Origin of the sequence: Myxococcus qinghaiensis, from assembly GCF_024198215.1 — a bacterium.
Taxonomy (GTDB): domain Bacteria; phylum Myxococcota; class Myxococcia; order Myxococcales; family Myxococcaceae; genus Myxococcus; species Myxococcus qinghaiensis.
Map to the genome: position 1 here is coordinate 298,206 of NZ_JAKCFA010000002.1, position 14,115 is coordinate 312,320.

14 protein-coding genes and 1 pseudogene are annotated in these 14,115 nt (G+C 68.6%); 5 read left to right on the forward strand and 10 right to left on the reverse strand.

Annotation, left to right across the window (positions count from 1 at the left end):
* Positions 1-16: 16 nt before the first annotated feature.
* Positions 17-447: pseudogene (locus LZ199_RS46920) on the forward strand (transposase); the annotation flags it as partial.
* A gap of 42 nt (positions 448-489) precedes the next feature.
* Here the strand turns inward: LZ199_RS46920 and LZ199_RS03715 are convergent.
* The 7 genes from LZ199_RS03715 to LZ199_RS03745 form a co-directional block, all read right to left on the reverse strand.
* Complete coding sequence (locus LZ199_RS03715; protein WP_253992245.1) at positions 490-1,878, reverse strand: MATE family efflux transporter; 1,389 nt, start codon at positions 1,876-1,878, stop codon at positions 490-492.
* A gap of 154 nt (positions 1,879-2,032) precedes the next feature.
* A complete protein-coding gene (locus tag LZ199_RS03720; RefSeq protein WP_253992246.1) occupies positions 2,033-2,851 on the reverse strand; it encodes a DedA family protein in 819 nt (272 codons plus the stop codon).
* Between the two features lie 16 nt (positions 2,852-2,867).
* Positions 2,868-3,887, reverse strand: a complete 1,020-nt coding sequence (locus tag LZ199_RS46450) for a hypothetical protein (RefSeq protein WP_267145137.1) — start codon at positions 3,885-3,887, stop codon at positions 2,868-2,870.
* A gap of 27 nt (positions 3,888-3,914) precedes the next feature.
* Entirely contained in the window at positions 3,915-4,385 is a 471-nt protein-coding gene (locus LZ199_RS03730; RefSeq protein ID WP_253992247.1) for a cyclic nucleotide-binding domain-containing protein, read from the reverse strand.
* A 37-nt stretch (positions 4,386-4,422) separates the two neighbouring features.
* Positions 4,423-4,938: a gamma carbonic anhydrase family protein gene (locus LZ199_RS03735; RefSeq protein ID WP_253992248.1), complete on the reverse strand. Its 516-nt coding sequence runs from the start codon at positions 4,936-4,938 to the stop codon at positions 4,423-4,425.
* Between the two features lie 27 nt (positions 4,939-4,965).
* Entirely contained in the window at positions 4,966-6,354 is a 1,389-nt protein-coding gene (miaB, locus tag LZ199_RS03740) for a tRNA (N6-isopentenyl adenosine(37)-C2)-methylthiotransferase MiaB (protein WP_253992249.1), read from the reverse strand.
* Positions 6,355-6,427: 73 nt separating this feature from the next.
* The gene (locus LZ199_RS03745; RefSeq protein WP_253992250.1) at positions 6,428-6,958 is read right to left on the reverse strand and encodes a hypothetical protein; all 531 of its coding nucleotides are present in this window, start codon (positions 6,956-6,958) and stop codon (positions 6,428-6,430) included.
* A gap of 127 nt (positions 6,959-7,085) precedes the next feature.
* Between LZ199_RS03745 and LZ199_RS03750 the strand changes: the two genes are divergently transcribed.
* From LZ199_RS03750 to LZ199_RS03760, 3 genes are all read left to right on the forward strand, one after another.
* A complete protein-coding gene (locus LZ199_RS03750) occupies positions 7,086-10,190 on the forward strand; it encodes an HYR domain-containing protein (RefSeq protein WP_253992251.1) in 3,105 nt (1,034 codons plus the stop codon).
* A 153-nt stretch (positions 10,191-10,343) separates the two neighbouring features.
* The gene (locus LZ199_RS03755; protein WP_253992252.1) at positions 10,344-10,988 is read left to right on the forward strand and encodes a glutathione S-transferase family protein; all 645 of its coding nucleotides are present in this window, start codon (positions 10,344-10,346) and stop codon (positions 10,986-10,988) included.
* Positions 10,989-11,136: 148 nt separating this feature from the next.
* The gene (locus LZ199_RS03760; RefSeq protein WP_253992253.1) at positions 11,137-11,430 is read left to right on the forward strand and encodes a hypothetical protein; all 294 of its coding nucleotides are present in this window, start codon (positions 11,137-11,139) and stop codon (positions 11,428-11,430) included.
* A gap of 197 nt (positions 11,431-11,627) precedes the next feature.
* Here LZ199_RS03760 and LZ199_RS03765 read toward each other — a convergent pair whose 3' ends face one another.
* On the reverse strand, positions 11,628-11,936 hold the full coding sequence (locus LZ199_RS03765) for a hypothetical protein (protein ID WP_253992254.1): 309 nt from the start codon (positions 11,934-11,936) through the stop codon (positions 11,628-11,630).
* Between the two features lie 399 nt (positions 11,937-12,335).
* On the opposite strand from LZ199_RS03765, the gene LZ199_RS03770 reads away from it, so the two are divergent.
* The gene (locus LZ199_RS03770) at positions 12,336-12,650 is read left to right on the forward strand and encodes an aldo/keto reductase (protein ID WP_253992255.1); all 315 of its coding nucleotides are present in this window, start codon (positions 12,336-12,338) and stop codon (positions 12,648-12,650) included.
* 255 nt (positions 12,651-12,905) lie between these two features.
* Here the strand turns inward: LZ199_RS03770 and LZ199_RS46925 are convergent, their stop codons facing one another.
* Complete coding sequence (locus LZ199_RS46925) at positions 12,906-13,172, reverse strand: cytochrome P450 (RefSeq protein WP_253992512.1); 267 nt, start codon at positions 13,170-13,172, stop codon at positions 12,906-12,908.
* Positions 13,055-13,816, reverse strand: coding sequence for a cytochrome P450 (locus LZ199_RS46610; protein WP_253992256.1), 762 nt, complete (start codon positions 13,814-13,816; stop codon positions 13,055-13,057). Before LZ199_RS46610 ends, LZ199_RS46925 begins: the two co-directional genes overlap by 118 nt.
* Between the last annotated feature and the right edge of the window lie 299 nt (positions 13,817-14,115).

Sequence of the window (14,115 nt, forward strand, 5' to 3'; positions counted from 1 at the left end):
TGGCTTTCCGAAAAGGGCAAGCACTCCGTGGGCGCGGCAGTACTCAGGCACGTTGGGCCGCATCGGCAACTGCCAGGTCGCCGTCAGCTTGCATCTGTTGGGTGAGAAGGACAGCGGCTATCTCGGAACGCAGCTGTACATGCCAGCGGAGAGGACGTGGCATTTCAGACGAGACGAGACATCGCCCTGGCGCTGATTGGGCATGCGTTGAGCTGGGGAGTGAAGCAGCGGTTGTTCCTCGCAGCCTTCGGATATGGAAACGACGTCAAGTTCCGAGAGGAACTCACGCGACGAGGACTGCCGTACATCGTCGGCATTCGAGGTGACTCGGTGGTCTGGCCTCCGGGATTCGAGCCGCCACTCATTCCCCCGAAGCCCGCAGGAGTGAGTAGGCCTGTGCGCTCACGCTACCGTTATGGAGAGGCGAAGCCCGTGGCTGTCAAAAAACTTGCCGCAAGGCTGCCCAAAGCCTCATTGATCCCTCGGATCCTACGCACTCACGACAGCCGCCACGGCGGCTGTCTCCACCGGGTCGACCAGGGACTTCTGCTCCCACGCCCTGCTCTTCCACCGAATCCACATGGAGATGCCCCGCAGCCACTCATCGGCGGCCACGGCCAGCCATACACCGGCGAGCCCCAGGTTCAGCTTGAACACCAGCACATAGCCCAGGGGCAGGCTCATGGAGACCATGGACAGAAAGCCCATGTACACCGTGAACGGGGCATCCCCCGCGGACCGCAGCGCGTTCACCAGCACCAGGTTGAAGGAGCGCCCCGTCTCCAGCAAAAGCCCCAGCACGATGACCTGCGAGGTCAGCCGGACGATGTCCCCGTCCTGGGTGAACAACCCCACCAGCGGCGCGCGGACCAGGATGGCCACCACGTCCACGACGACGGTGATGGCCACGGCCCACTTCAAACTCTGGAGCACCCGACGGTAGGCCTCATCCGCCTGCCCCGCGCCCACCAGCCGGCCCACGATGATGGCCGTGCCCATGCCGACGGCGAGACTGAACAGGAAGATGTACTGCGAAATCGCATTCGCGTACTGCCGCGAGGCCAGCGCCGTGGGCCCCAGGAACGTCACGTAGTAGAGGAACACCGCCTGGCAGGACTGGTACGTCCCCTGCTCCACGGCGGAGGGAACGCCCACTCGAAAAATCTTCCGGAGCGTGTCCCGGTTGAACGTCACGTAGTCCCGCGCGCGCATCTTCACGTCCATCACCCGGTACAAGAGCCAGGCGAACACGACGAGCGCCACCGCGCGACTGCCCACCGTGGAGAGGGCCGCGCCAGCCACTTCCAGCCGGGGCGCCCCGAGCAGCCCGAAGATGAGCAGCGCATTGCCGCCCACGTGCAGCGCGTTCATCCCCAGCGCGATGAACATCGACTCGCGCGTGAAGCCATAGGTGCGAATCAGGCTGGAGCAGACGTTGATGAGCGCCTGGAGGAAGATGAACCCTCCGGCGATTCCCATGTACGTCCGCGCGTGCTCCAGCACGACTCCGTGCAGGTTCATCCGCGACAGCAGCGCATCCCCGAACAGCAGCAGCCCCGCGCTGACCGTCACGCCGAGCAGCAGGTTCAAGGTGATGGCCACCGCGGAGATGCGCGCGGCCTCCGCCGAGCGACGCGCGCCCAGGTACTGGGACACCACGACGGAGGCGCCGTTGCTCACCACCTCCATGATGAGGATGCAGATGAACAGGTATTGATTGACGACGCCCACCGCGGAGACCGCGTCGTCGGACACACCGCTGAGCATCAGCGTGTCCGCCGTGCCCATCGCCATGAAGAGGAGGAGCTCCAGGAAGATCGGCCAGGTCAGCCGAAACAACCCCATCCGGGTGGGGCCCTGCACAGTCGTGTCTGACATGGTCCGCCGCGCTGAACGCGCGCGAGGGACTAACAGCCGCCGCACCGCGTCGCCAGCCCCTTCGAACCCGCCTGCCACACACAAGGAGCCTCGCGGCCCCTATGAGCTCAAATGAGAAACAGGCCCGCGTGACGGATGCGTCACGCGACTCCCGTCAGTGCTTCATCAGCTCGCGCGAGGAGCCCGTCACTGGCGACTTCTCGGAGGAGGTGGAGCTCACCTTGAACAGGGGCTCGGAGCCGCCCTTCACGTTGTTGCGAGGCGCGGACGACTCGGCGGAGGGCTCCTCGGAGAAGTTCGACGGAGTCGACACGGGCGTGAAGGCGGCCTCACTGCTGGCCTGGGCCTTCTTCGCCGCCGCGCGGCTGCGGCGCCACAGGAAGTAGCCGATGGCGGCCACCGCGAGCACGCCCATGACGGCGTACTGGCCTTCCTTGAACTTGGAGATGAGCATGTCCAGCTCGCCACCGAAGTGGAAGCCGAGCCACACGAAGACAGGCGCGGACAGGAGCGCCGCCAGCCCATCCCAGAAGATGAACCGCCAGTAGGGCATGCCCACCGAGCCCGCGGTGAAGTACGTCACCGCGCGCACGCCCGGCATGAAGCGCGCGATGCAGACAATCTTCTGTCCGTGGCGCGTGAAGAGCCCTTCCACCCGGGCGCGCTTCTCCGGCGTGACGATGCGCGCGAAGAAGCCTCCGCCCTTGCCGTCGCTGCCGCGCCCCAGCTTCCCGCCCAGCCGACGGCCGGCGAAGAAGATGAGGCTGTCACCCACGAGGATGCCGGCGAAGCCCACCACCATCATCACCGGAAGGCTCGCCGCGCCCTTGTGCGCCAGGAAGCCGCCCAGGATGAGCGAGATGTCCTCCGGCAACGGAACCCCCAGGCCACAGGCCACGAGGATGCCGAACACGGTGGCGTAGGCGATGAAGCCCTGTGAGTCGCCAAGCAGTTGGGTGAGAAGGTCTTGCACGCGTTGTCCCGTCCGTTCACTTCCGAGGGGCTTGCCAGGTCACCGCCCGAGCCAGCCCATCCAGCGCCCACACATCAACCGGGCGCGTGTCCTCAAAACTCCGCGAGAGGGTCTGCAATCCGAAGTACCCCTCGCGACTGGCGTCCTCGTACGCCCCCGCCGGTGCCCCCGTCGCCGTCAGGGCCAGCGCCCGACTCAAGAGCGCCACCCCGTAGTCGTCGACCGTCCCCTCACCCGCCCCCTTCGCCCGCGCGTCCTTCAGCGCCGCCGCTCCGCCCGGCCAGCGAGCACCCAGGCGACCCGCCAGGCGCGCGGACAACAGCCCCCGCGCCAGCGCTCTCACCACGGGCTCGGCCTGGGGCGCCCGGGTCGCAGGCCCCACCACAATCACCCACCCATGCCCCGTATCCACCGCTCGGACGCTTCCCTCGGATTCGAGCAGATTAACCACCACCCGAGGGGCCGGCTCACCTTCCCGTAGGCCCAGAAGTCGGGCCGCTTGTTGGAAGGGGGCATCCAGCAGGGGCAGCCAGGCGCGCTGTTCTGTCCGGAAGTCGAGCAGCGTCTCCGCCCGGAGCGCGGCCATGGGCCACTCGCGCTCCGCCCGGGCCAGCAGCGCCTCCAGTCCCACCAGCTCCCCTGCGGGACCTGGAACGTCGGGTCCACCGAGGAGGCGCGCCAGGTAGACCTCCACCGGCTCCGGGTGCGCGGCGAAGAAGGCCCGCGCCGCCTGGAGCACTTCCGGGGGCGCCGACGCCAGCCGCTCGCGGACCAGGGTGCGCGCCCGCCCGTATCGGTAGGTGGGGACGGGGTGGGCCCGCTCCAGGGGGCCCGCGTCGTAGCCCGCGCGATTCAGCAGGGCGAACAGGGTGAAGACGCGAACATCCGCGCGCACTTCCACACCGCCCGGGGTGTACTGGTTGGCGAACCAGTCGTCCTCGGAGGCGACGGAACCCTGGGCGGTCGACCCCGCATACACGGGGGCCGACGCGTGGACCCCGAGCAGCAGGAGGACGGCCAGGTGGGGGGCGCGCATACCGGGCCCCACGCTACCACGGGCCTCTCAGGCGGCCGGAGCCTTTCCGATGAGCGTCCGAATCATGTCCCGGTTGTCCCGGGCCTTCTGGCCGAAGAAGCCGACAATGCCCATCAGCAGCTTCACGCAGGCCTGGGGCTTGGTGGCCAGGAGCTTCTGGAAGTCCGAGGCGCGAATCTCCAGCGCGGAGACGTCCGTGACGGCGGTGGCGGTGCACAGCCGCTCGCCCTTCTGCACCAGCGCCAGCTCTCCCAGGGGCTCGCCGGTGCCCACTTCGCCCAGCGACACGTCCTCGCCCGAGGGGTTCCTGGCGCTCAGGCGCACCGTGCCCTCGCCGACGATGAGGAGCGACTCCCCCGTCTTGCCCTCGGTGAAGAGCGCGGTGCCCTTCGGGAAGGCCCGGGGCACCGCCACGCCCGCGAAGATCTGGATGCCGGTGTCGGTGAAGCCCTTGAAGAGGGGGCACGCCTTGAGGGTGTTCGCAGGCACGAGAGCCATGGGGCGGGTCCTAACACGGCGCGCGAGGGCCTGCGAGTCAGCGGCTGGCGCGGTACTCGTTGGCCAGCTCCACGTAGTGGTGGGCCGACATCAGGAGGAAGTCGCGCTCCGCCTCGGTGAGGGGCCGCTTCACCTTGCCGGGTGAGCCCATCACCATGGAGCCGGGAGGCACCTTCGTCCCGGGCGTCAGCAGCGTCCCCGCGCCGATGATGCAGTCATCCCCTACTTCCACCTCGTCCAGGAGGATGGAGCCCATGCCGACGAGCACGCGGTTGCCCACGGTACAGCCGTGCAGCACCACGTGATGCCCCACCGTCACGTCGTCACCGATGCGGGTGCTCGACCTGCCTCCGGTGACGTGGACCAGGGACAGGTCCTGGAGGTTGGTGCGCTGGCCCACGCGGATGGGATTCACGTCGCCGCGCAGCACCGTGTTGAGCCAGATGGAGGACCCCTCCCCCAGCTCCACGTCGCCCACCACCTGGGCGGAGTCGTCCACGAAGCAGCTCGGGTGGATGCGGGGGGATGCCCCGCGAAACGCTCTCAGGGCCATGGTGACGACCTCTTCTCGCGACAGCCCTCAGGCCTCCGCGACGACGTGGAACGGCGAGGCGGGCGGCGCCACGGGCAGCGGCTCCACCGTGGGCAGCTGCAGCACCGCGAGCTGCTTGCCGGAGAGCTGGTTGGGCGTGGAGCGGTCCACCTTCACCGTCACGAAAGAGCCGGTGGGCGCGTCGCCCTCGAAGTTGACGGTGCGGTTCTCCGGCGTGCGGCCGAAGCGCTTGGCGGCGTCGTAGCGCGAGTGGCCCTCCACCATCACCTCCACCACCGAGTCGACGAGGGCCGCGGTCGTCTCCGCGCTGATGCGCCGCTGCAGCTTCTGCAGGCGCTCCAGCCGGGCGATCTTCACCTCGTGCGGCACGGGGCCCCAGTCCTTCTCGCGCAGCGCCGCACCCGTCTTGGGGCGGGGGCTGTAGATGAAGGAGAACTGGTTGTCGAAGCGGACCTCCTCGGTCAGCTTCATCGTCATCTCGAAGTCCTCCTCGGTCTCCCCGGGGAAGCCCACGATGATGTCGGTGGTGACGGCGATGCCCGGCCGTGCCTCGCGCAGCTTGTTGAGCCGCTCCATGTACTGCACCACGGTGTAGTCGCGGCGCATCATCTTCAGGATGCGGTCGCTCCCGCACTGCACGGGCAGGTGGAAGTGCGGCGCGATCTTGGGCTGGACGCGGAACGCTTCAATCAGCTCGTCGGACAGGTCATGCGGGTGGCTGGTGGTGAAGCGCACGCGCTCGATGCCCGGCACCTCGGCGGTGCGCAGCAGCAGCTGGGCGAAGGACACGCCGCCCAGGTACGAGTTCACGTTCTGGCCGATGAGCGTCACCTCGCGCACGCCGACCTTCGCCAGCGAGTCCACCTCCAGGAGGACCTCCGGGAAGGCGCGGCTCACTTCACGACCGCGCGTGTGCGGGACGATGCAGAACGAGCAGACGTTGTCGCAGCCCTTCATCACCGTGACGAACTCGGTGACCTTGCCGCGGGACGTCTCCGGGTCCGCGCGCGGGAAGACGTACTCCTCCGAGTCCACGAAGGCCGTCTCGACGACGCGCTCCCGCTCCGCCTCCACGCGGCCGATGATGTCCGGCAGGCGGGCGATGTTGTCGGGACCGAAGACGAAGTCCAGGTACGGCACCTTCTTGATGAGGCGGTCCTTCTCCTGCTGGGCCACGCAGCCGCCCACGCCGATGAGCGCGCCGCGACTGGCCTTCACCGGCTTGTAGCGGCCCAGCGCGGACAGCATCTTGTCCTCGGCCTTCTCGCGGATGGAGCAGGTGTTGAGGATGATGAGGTCCGCGTTTTCCGGCACCGGCGTCGGCTCGTAGGACATCTTCGCCAGCACCTCGCTCATGCGGAGCGAGTCGTTGACGTTCATCTGGCAGCCGAAGGTGTGGATGAAGTAGCGCTTCATTGGGATTCTCTGAGCAAGAACGTGCCCTTATGCGACGGCCGGGCACGGAAATCAACCGAACCGGGGGCGGCGGTCATCCCTGGCTGAGCAGGCCGGTCATCCGGGTGTGGAGGTCCAGGAGGGAGGCTTCGCGTTCCCGGAGGAGCGCCAGGGCGGCCTCGCCATAGCGGCGGCCCAGGGCCACCGTCTCCCGCTCCTGCTTGCCCAGCTCGTCCCGGACGCGGGTGCGCAGATCCTCCGCCGACGCCTCCGAGGCCCCCGGGGCTGCCTCGAGTTGACGCAGCTTGTCGTCCAGCTTCCGGGCGGTCCACCGGCGGCCGCCGAAGGCGCGCAGCATGGCGATTCCCTGCTCCAGCGCCCGGGCCTCCAGGCCTGAGGCCGTCTGGGCCAGGGCGTGGGCACGGGCCAGGTTCTCCGCCCCCCGGTCCGAGCCGACGTGGGCCAGGAAGGCCTCCTGGTAGCGCACCAGGGCGTCGAGCAGGGCACCGTCCACGGGCGGCATGGCCATGCGAAGGGTCCGGTCATCCGCCGCGGAGAGGTTGATGCCCGACTCGCGGTTGGGGACGTCCTGGTAGCCGTGGTCGTCGAAGAGTGAGGGGGCCATGGGACTCCTGGGGGAAGGCCGGGGATGTGTAACAGGGCCCGTCCCCTCACGGTAGAGTTCGCGACGCTCCCTCGTCCGGCGCACGGGCATCCGACCCGGACGCCGTCCCGCTCCCGTATCAGGTGATATGAACTTTCAGACAGCGCCCGTGGTGGGTCGGTGGTGGTTGCTGGGTCTCTTGGGTGTCCTTCCCGGCTGCACTGGAAGGGAGCCCGCCGCGCCGGAGACAGCGCAGGCGCCCGTCGTCGCGGGTGCCCAGGCCCTGGTGACGCCGGTGCGGATGGCGGACATGACGCCGTACACCGTGGTCGCCCACACCGGCCCCAGGGCGCTGACCGCCATGGACGGGTACGTGCTCTTCTTCGGCGAGAACTCGCGAACCCTCTACCGGTCCGACGGCACTCCGGAGGGAACGCGGATGCTGCGGACCGTCGCGTGGCGAGAGGAGCCGTTCGGAATCGACAACTACGGCTGGCAGTCGCCACCGCGACTCGCCGTGGTGGGGAAGCAGGCCTGGTGGCGGGGCCCGGAGGGACTGTGGACGACGGACGGCACGCCCGAGGGCACCCGCCTTGTCGGCAACCTGGACTTCCCCGAGCCGCTGCCGCCGCCGGTCGCCTTCGGAGGCGCGCTCTACTTCTCCTTGGGGAAGCGGCTCTATCGCTCGGACGGCACCGTGCAGGGGACGCGCGAGCTCGCCCAGGTCGCGTTGAAGGACTTCTCCGTGACGCCGGCCCAGGAGGTGGGCAGCCGGTCCTTCTTCGCATGCGAATCCGAGTCCTCGGGCGTGGAGCTGTGTGTGACGGACGGCACGCCCGAGGGCACAACGGTGGCCGTCGACCTCGTCCCCGGAGCCGGGAGTGGAGCCCCCCGAATCCTGGGAGCCGTCGCGGACAAGGTGCTCTTCTCGGCGAGCCTGGGGGCCACCGGGAGCCCACGTCGCCTGTATGTAAGCGACGGGAGCGCGGTAGGGACCGAGCTGCTCAGCGACACCGCGTCGTTGGGCGACACCGCGGAGCCGGCGGGGACGGGGCTCGCGCAATCCCCCACCCTCCTGGACGGCGTGGCCTTCTTCCCGTGCCGGAGCGACGTCACCGGCCATGAGCTGTGTCGGACCGACGGAACGGCGGAAGGCACGGCGATTCTCGACCTGGTTCCCGGCACGGCGAGCTCGGCTCCGGGCAGGCCGCGAGTCCTCGCGGGGAAGCTCGTCTTCCAGGGGTGCTCACCGGAGTACGTGAACTGTGGGCTCTGGTCTTCGACTGGCACGGTGGGAGGCAGCGAGGTCTTCTGGAGCGCGGAGCCCCTTCAAGGCTTCGGGATGCGCTCCTCGCTGCTCGCCGCCGGGAACTCCCTTTTCTTCCATGGCGGTGTGGGGAGTGGCCCGGGTGGACTGTGGAAGACGGATGGCACCCAGGCCGGAACAGGTCTGCTGTTGCAGCCGCTCACGACATTGGAGGGCTTCATCGCCGTCGACGCGAATCGGGACTGGGTGAGCCTAGGAGACAAGCTGCTGTTCTCCGGCACCCAGGGCCCGCTGGGACTGGAGCTCTACGTGTCGGACGGCACGCAAGAGGGCACGCACCTCGTGGCCGATCTGACGCCTCGCCGGGGCATGGGCAGGGCGATCGAGCTGCTCTCGGTCGAGGAGCGGCTCTTCGTGACGGCGCATGGCGTGGGGCAACAGAAGCTGGTGCGGATGGACGGCTCCCTCCCCGTCCGGGACCTGCACTCGCCCACCAACAGCCTCAACAACTGGATCCGGATGGCGCCCCTCCAGGGGCAGGTGCTCCTCTCCACGGCTTCGGGGCTCCTGGCCACGGACTCGAGCGACCAGGGCATCCACCCCGTGTCGGGCGGCCCTACCTCGGTGACCCGCCTCGTCCCCGCCGGGGACAAGGTCTTCCTGCTGGGGCGAGATCTCTGGCGGGCGGACGGAACGCAGGCGGGCGCCTTTCAGCTCTCGGATGCGCCCCCGGAGGTCTACGAGGGGGCGTATGTGAATGGAAGGCTCTGGTTCAGCAGCAGGCGGAGTGAGGAGCCGTGGACGACGACTGGCGAGCTCGGCTCCACGAAACTCCTCAAGGACCTCAACGGCGGCTTCAGTTCGTCTCCGCGAGGGTTCACGGGCCTGGGCTCTCTGACGTTCTTCTCCGCCACGGACGAGGAGGCGGGGCGTGAGCTGTGGAAGTCCGACGGCACCTCCGACGGCACCGTGCGCGTGGCGGACCTGCGGCCGGGGCCGCTGGATGCTTCGCCCGAGCAGCTCTTCGCCTGGAAGGACCACGTCTACTTCTGGGCGACGGGAGCGGAGGGGGCAACGACACTCTGGAAGACGGACGGCACCGAGGCCGGAACCGTGTCGCTCCAAGCGGCGACGTTGCGGCGGGCCGGCGCGTATGGGATTGAAAACACGGACTTCGTTGCCTGGGGAGACGCCCTGTTCTTCGCGGGCGCGGATTCTCAGGGTGGACGGGAGCTGTGGCGCACGGATGGAACGGAAGCAGGCACGGTGCGCGTCGCGGACCTGATGCCCGGCATCGACTCGTCCCATCCCAATGCGCTCCTGTTGGCCTCCCCCGAGGGCCCGCTGGTGTTCACGGCGCTCGGCCCCGCGACGGGCCGCGAGCTGTGGCGGCTGGACTCGCCGACGGGGACCCCGACCCTCCTCGCGGAGATGATTGAAGGGGCGCGGGGCTCGAATCCCAACCAGCCCACGATGGTGGGCTCGACGCTCTACGTCCATGCCGACTCCGGCCAGGGCATGGCGATCTTCAAGCTGGCGGGCCTCATCCCCGACACATTCGCGCCGCGCGTGAGCTGTCCGCTCCCTCGGGAGGTGCCGGCAACAGGGGTGGGAGGGGCCGAGGTCAGCTTCGAGGACGCGACGGCCTATGATGACTCGGGAGCGGTGCTCACGCTCGACTCCAGTCACGAGTCGGGGGCGAGCTTCCCGGGTGGAATCACCGAGGTGACCTTCACCGCCAGGGATGCCGCGGGCAACGAAGGCACGTGTTCCTTCAACATCACCGTGACGGGGACGCCCCAGCCGGACGCGGGCGCGCCAGAGTCGGACGCGGGCTCGTCAGCGCCGGACGCTGGCGCTCCACCCCCGGAGCCGCCGTCCGATGACAGTGGTTGCGGTTGCACGAGTGGAACCGCCACCCTCCCCTGGGCGCTGGCGTTGTTCGGACTCCTCGGGCTGTCTCGCCGGCAGGGGCGTGGTTGTTGAGATTCCATCAGTCGCCGCGGACGGCTGAAGGGAATGGCCGTCGTCGTCGACCCACCGGTCCCCTGTAACTGAGGCCCGAACATACCTGACAGGCCGCTGTCACCCTGGACGCGCAGGTTCACCCCTCATCCGCGCGGTCCAGGAGAACGCTTCATGAAGCTCTACTTCCACCCCCTGTCTGGAAACTCGCGACGAGTCCTGCTCGTCGCTACCCACCTCGACGTACCTCTGGAGCGCGTCGTGGTGGACCTGCCACAAGGCGAGCAGCGCGCGACGCCGCACCTGGGCCGCAATCCCAACGGGCTCGTTCCGGTGCTCGATGACGATGGCTTCCTGCTCTGGGAGTCGCGCGCCATCATGCAGTACCTGGCCGAGCTGACGCCGGGACAAACCCTGCTCCCCACGGAGGCGCGGGGGCGCGCTGACGTGACTCGCTGGCTCTTCTGGTGCTCAGGGCACATGGCGCAGGCATGCACCATCCTGGTCTTCGAGAACTTCGTGAAGGCGGTATCAGGCCGTGGGCCGCCGAACCCCACCGAGGTCGCCCGGGGCGAGGCGCTCTTCGCGCAGCACGCGCGCGTCCTGGATGAGCATCTCGCGGGCAGGACGTGGGTCTCACAGGAACGGCTGACGCTCGCGGACTTCTCGTTGGCCGCGGCGTTCGCCCTCGCCGGACCGGCGCGACTGCCTCTCGGGGAGTATGCGAACCTCCGGGCCTGGCTTGGCCGCGTGCAGGAACTCGATGCGTGGAAGCGCACCGCTCCGTCCATGCCGCCCCCCGCGAGCTCGAGCCACTGAGACCTCACGCCCTCCCACGCGGGTACTGCATCCGCCAGGCAATGCCGCGACAACGCGTTGATGCGGCCCCCCGTCGCTCAGTCCGCGAACCCTGCTAGCCTTTCGCGCGCATTCCTCATGCGTGCGGACCTGGCAAAGGAGCGTTCCGATGAAGGCGGCTTGGCGTGTCGTAGTGGCCCTGACGGTGGGGCTCGTCGTGGGATGTGGTGCGGGTACGATGGAGGACCCCGGGGCGGACGAGGCGCTCGCCACGTCGGAGTCCGAGCTCGCCGTCTGTGGCGATGGGGTCTGCGAGCCCATCGAGCGACTGCGCTGTCCGGCGGATTGCCCTCGCGGCGAGTACTGCGGGAACAGGGCGTGCTGCCCTGGTGAAACGACGCAGAGCTGCCCCGAGGACTGCACCCAGGGAAACCCGGGGCAGTTCTGCTACCGGACCTTCTGAGCCGCCCCACCCACAGCGGCTTCCTGCGATGGCGAGACAGACCGAGCGGCACTCGAAGTCTGTTTCGCCGTCGCGCACCAAGGCTCCACGCGGAGGCGACTCACCCTCCCCCCGGACTTCACGATACGGGCCCTGGAGTCTCATCCCAGAGCCCGTCACGTGTCATCGGGTGACTCCGATGCGACGTGGAAGCCGCGCTACGAGGCCAGCTCGGGCAGACACGCCGTTATGGTGAGGAGGTTCACCCCGCAGTTCACGAGACAGGGAACGAGGCTTGCCGCCGGAGCGAGATTCACACAGACCCCCACGCACGCACGTGCCTCCTGCGTCGGAGGGTTCAGACACGCCAGGAACTCCGCGACCCCGGCCGCTTCGATGCCTGGAGCTTCGACAGGAGACGCCTGCTCAGGAGCGACGACTTCTTCGGCCGGTTCGATGGGTCCACAACCCACCACGGCCACCATCAACATGAGCGCTCCTGCAAACCGCTTCATCGGATTCATCATGGTGATACCTCCAGGTGTTGCATTGGAGAGCATCCCAGCGCGCTGGATGACTCGATAGCGGACTCCTGTACAGGAGGCGTGTCCACCCATCCATTTTCAACCGCGGATTCAAGGCCCTTCACCCTCTGCCCACTGGGTCCGCCGCGGCCCGCGTGTCTAGCTCTCTCCGGCTCGGCGCGGAGCCTTGAGTCGAGGCCCGCAGCAAACCCCGCAACGGACGGACGCGACCCCATATGGCATCGGAACACGAGGACAAGACAGGACGCCGCTCCTTCCTGCTGTCGGCGGGAGCCCTGGCCGCCACGCCGCTGCTGAGCGGTGCGGCCCCCCAGGTCTCCGCGAAGCCCGCGGTGCCGGGCAAGCCCCTCGCGCCCGAGACGCGCGGACGGCGAAAACTGGGTGCTGCACTGGGGCCTGTGCGAGATGGGGCCGAAGACGCTGCGCCGCGCGCATGCCGCGCTGCCCGTGAGCGCCGTCCAGAATGAGTACTCGATGCTGTGGCGTGGGCCTGAAGCGGTCATCATCCCGCTCTGCCAGGAGCTGGGCATCGGCTTCGTGCCATGGAGCCCGCTCGGCGTGGGGTTCCTCACGGGGGCCATCGACGCGAAGACCCGCTTCGCTCCCGGCGACATTCGGGGCGTCGAGCCCCGCTTCGCTCCCGAGAACCTGTCGCACAACCTGGCCCTCCTCGAACGAGTCAAACGTCGGCCTTGATGACCCTTCCGCACTGACTGCCCATGACGATATCGATGCTCCCCGGCAGCCCCTCGATTCGGGTCGGCGTGGTGACGAGCCCTCCGAGCAGGACGTCCGAGCCCCAGCCCCAGACACTTCCCCCCCGAACGGCTGGCGAACATGCTCGAGCCCCCCACCCACGCGGCGATGACGCCCGTCATTCCGGGGACGGGGATGGGGACGGTGCTGTTGGCGAACGTGCCATCAGGGTGTCTCCATTCAGCCTCGGTCCTCTCAAACGGGGAACAGCTCGACGGGCAGCGTCTGCGGCCCACGAGCGACGAGCGAAGGGAGCCAATCGATGCGCTCCGTCAGCACCTCTACCCGGTCCACCTGCGCTATCAGCTCCTCCATGGCGACTCGTGCCTCCAGTCGCGCGAGCATCACTCCCAGGCAGAAGTGGGGGCCATGGCCAAAGGAGAGGTCTGACTGCTTCTCCCGCTCCAGGATGAAGCGATCTCCGTCCGGGAAGTACTTCTCGTCACGGGCCGCGGAGGCCAACGACACCAGGACCAGGCTCCCCCGGGGCACCTCTCCACTCCGTCCACCGCCGTGTCCTGAAGGCACATGCGCATCGTGGCCGCCGCGACGGGCTCGTAGCGCAGGGTCTCCTCGATGAAGCGGGGAATCAACGCGCGGTTCTCCCGCAGGCGGGGGAGCAGCTCCGGGTGCATGGCGAACATCCGCGCGCTCTGGCTGAGCAGGTGGGTCGTCGTCTCCAGGCCCGCGAGGAACAGCATGAAGAGGAAGCCCATCAGCTCCCGCTCTGTCAGAGCCTCTCCGTCCACCCGCGAGCCAAGGAGGCTGCTCGCCATGTCGTCCCCCGGCGACCGCCGCCGGTCGGCCAGCATGTCCTTGAAATACGGCTCCATCTCCTCGACGGTGCGACGGCACTGCTCCTTGCGCTGGGTGTCCTCGGGACGAACGCCGCTGAGGGACATCAGGTCGTTGGTCCAGCGCTTGAAGTGCTGCTCCAGGGAGGAGTCCAATCCGAGGATCCATCCCATGACCGCGGTGGGAATGGGCTTGGCGAAGGCGTCCACGAAGTCCACCCTCCGCTGCTCCATCATCCGGGCCACGAGTCCCCGGGCCACGGCGCGGATGCGCGGCTCGAACCGCGCCAGGGACGTGGGGGGCGAAGGCACGGCTGACCAACGCCCGCAGTCGCCCGTGCCCGGGCGGGTCCAGGAAGAGGCATGAATCCGCGATGGGGTTGGGGCGCTCGAGCCACTCGGGCGCGAAGGCCGCCGACATCGCCTGCGACGAGAAGAGCCGTGGCGATTTGAGCACGTACTGCGCGGCGTCAAACCGGACGACCGCCCAGATGCCGTCCGGGTCCACCTGGACGACGGGGCCGCCGCGCCGCAGCTCCGCCAGGTAGGGATGCGGGTTGTTGGCCCTACGTCCGGGCCGGGTCGTGGCACGGAGCCACGCCCGCTCGGAT

Bases quoted from the DNA above. Each gene is read 5' to 3' on its own strand.
- LZ199_RS03750 (WP_253992251.1), top strand. From the start codon at position 7,086: ATGAACTTTCAGACAGCGCCCGTGGTGGGTCGGTGGTGGTTGCTGGGT.
- LZ199_RS03715 (WP_253992245.1), bottom strand. From the start codon at position 1,878: ATGTCAGACACGACTGTGCAGGGCCCCACCCGGATGGGGTTGTTTCGG.
- LZ199_RS03735 (WP_253992248.1), bottom strand. From the start codon at position 4,938: ATGGCCCTGAGAGCGTTTCGCGGGGCATCCCCCCGCATCCACCCGAGC.
- LZ199_RS03760 (WP_253992253.1), top strand. From the start codon at position 11,137: ATGAAGGCGGCTTGGCGTGTCGTAGTGGCCCTGACGGTGGGGCTCGTC.
- LZ199_RS03755 (WP_253992252.1), top strand. From the start codon at position 10,344: ATGAAGCTCTACTTCCACCCCCTGTCTGGAAACTCGCGACGAGTCCTG.
- miaB (WP_253992249.1), bottom strand. From the start codon at position 6,354: ATGAAGCGCTACTTCATCCACACCTTCGGCTGCCAGATGAACGTCAAC.
- LZ199_RS03765 (WP_253992254.1), bottom strand. From the start codon at position 11,936: ATGATGAATCCGATGAAGCGGTTTGCAGGAGCGCTCATGTTGATGGTG.
- LZ199_RS46450 (WP_267145137.1), bottom strand. From the start codon at position 3,887: ATGCGCGCCCCCCACCTGGCCGTCCTCCTGCTGCTCGGGGTCCACGCG.
- LZ199_RS03745 (WP_253992250.1), bottom strand. From the start codon at position 6,958: ATGGCCCCCTCACTCTTCGACGACCACGGCTACCAGGACGTCCCCAAC.
- LZ199_RS03730 (WP_253992247.1), bottom strand. From the start codon at position 4,385: ATGGCTCTCGTGCCTGCGAACACCCTCAAGGCGTGCCCCCTCTTCAAG.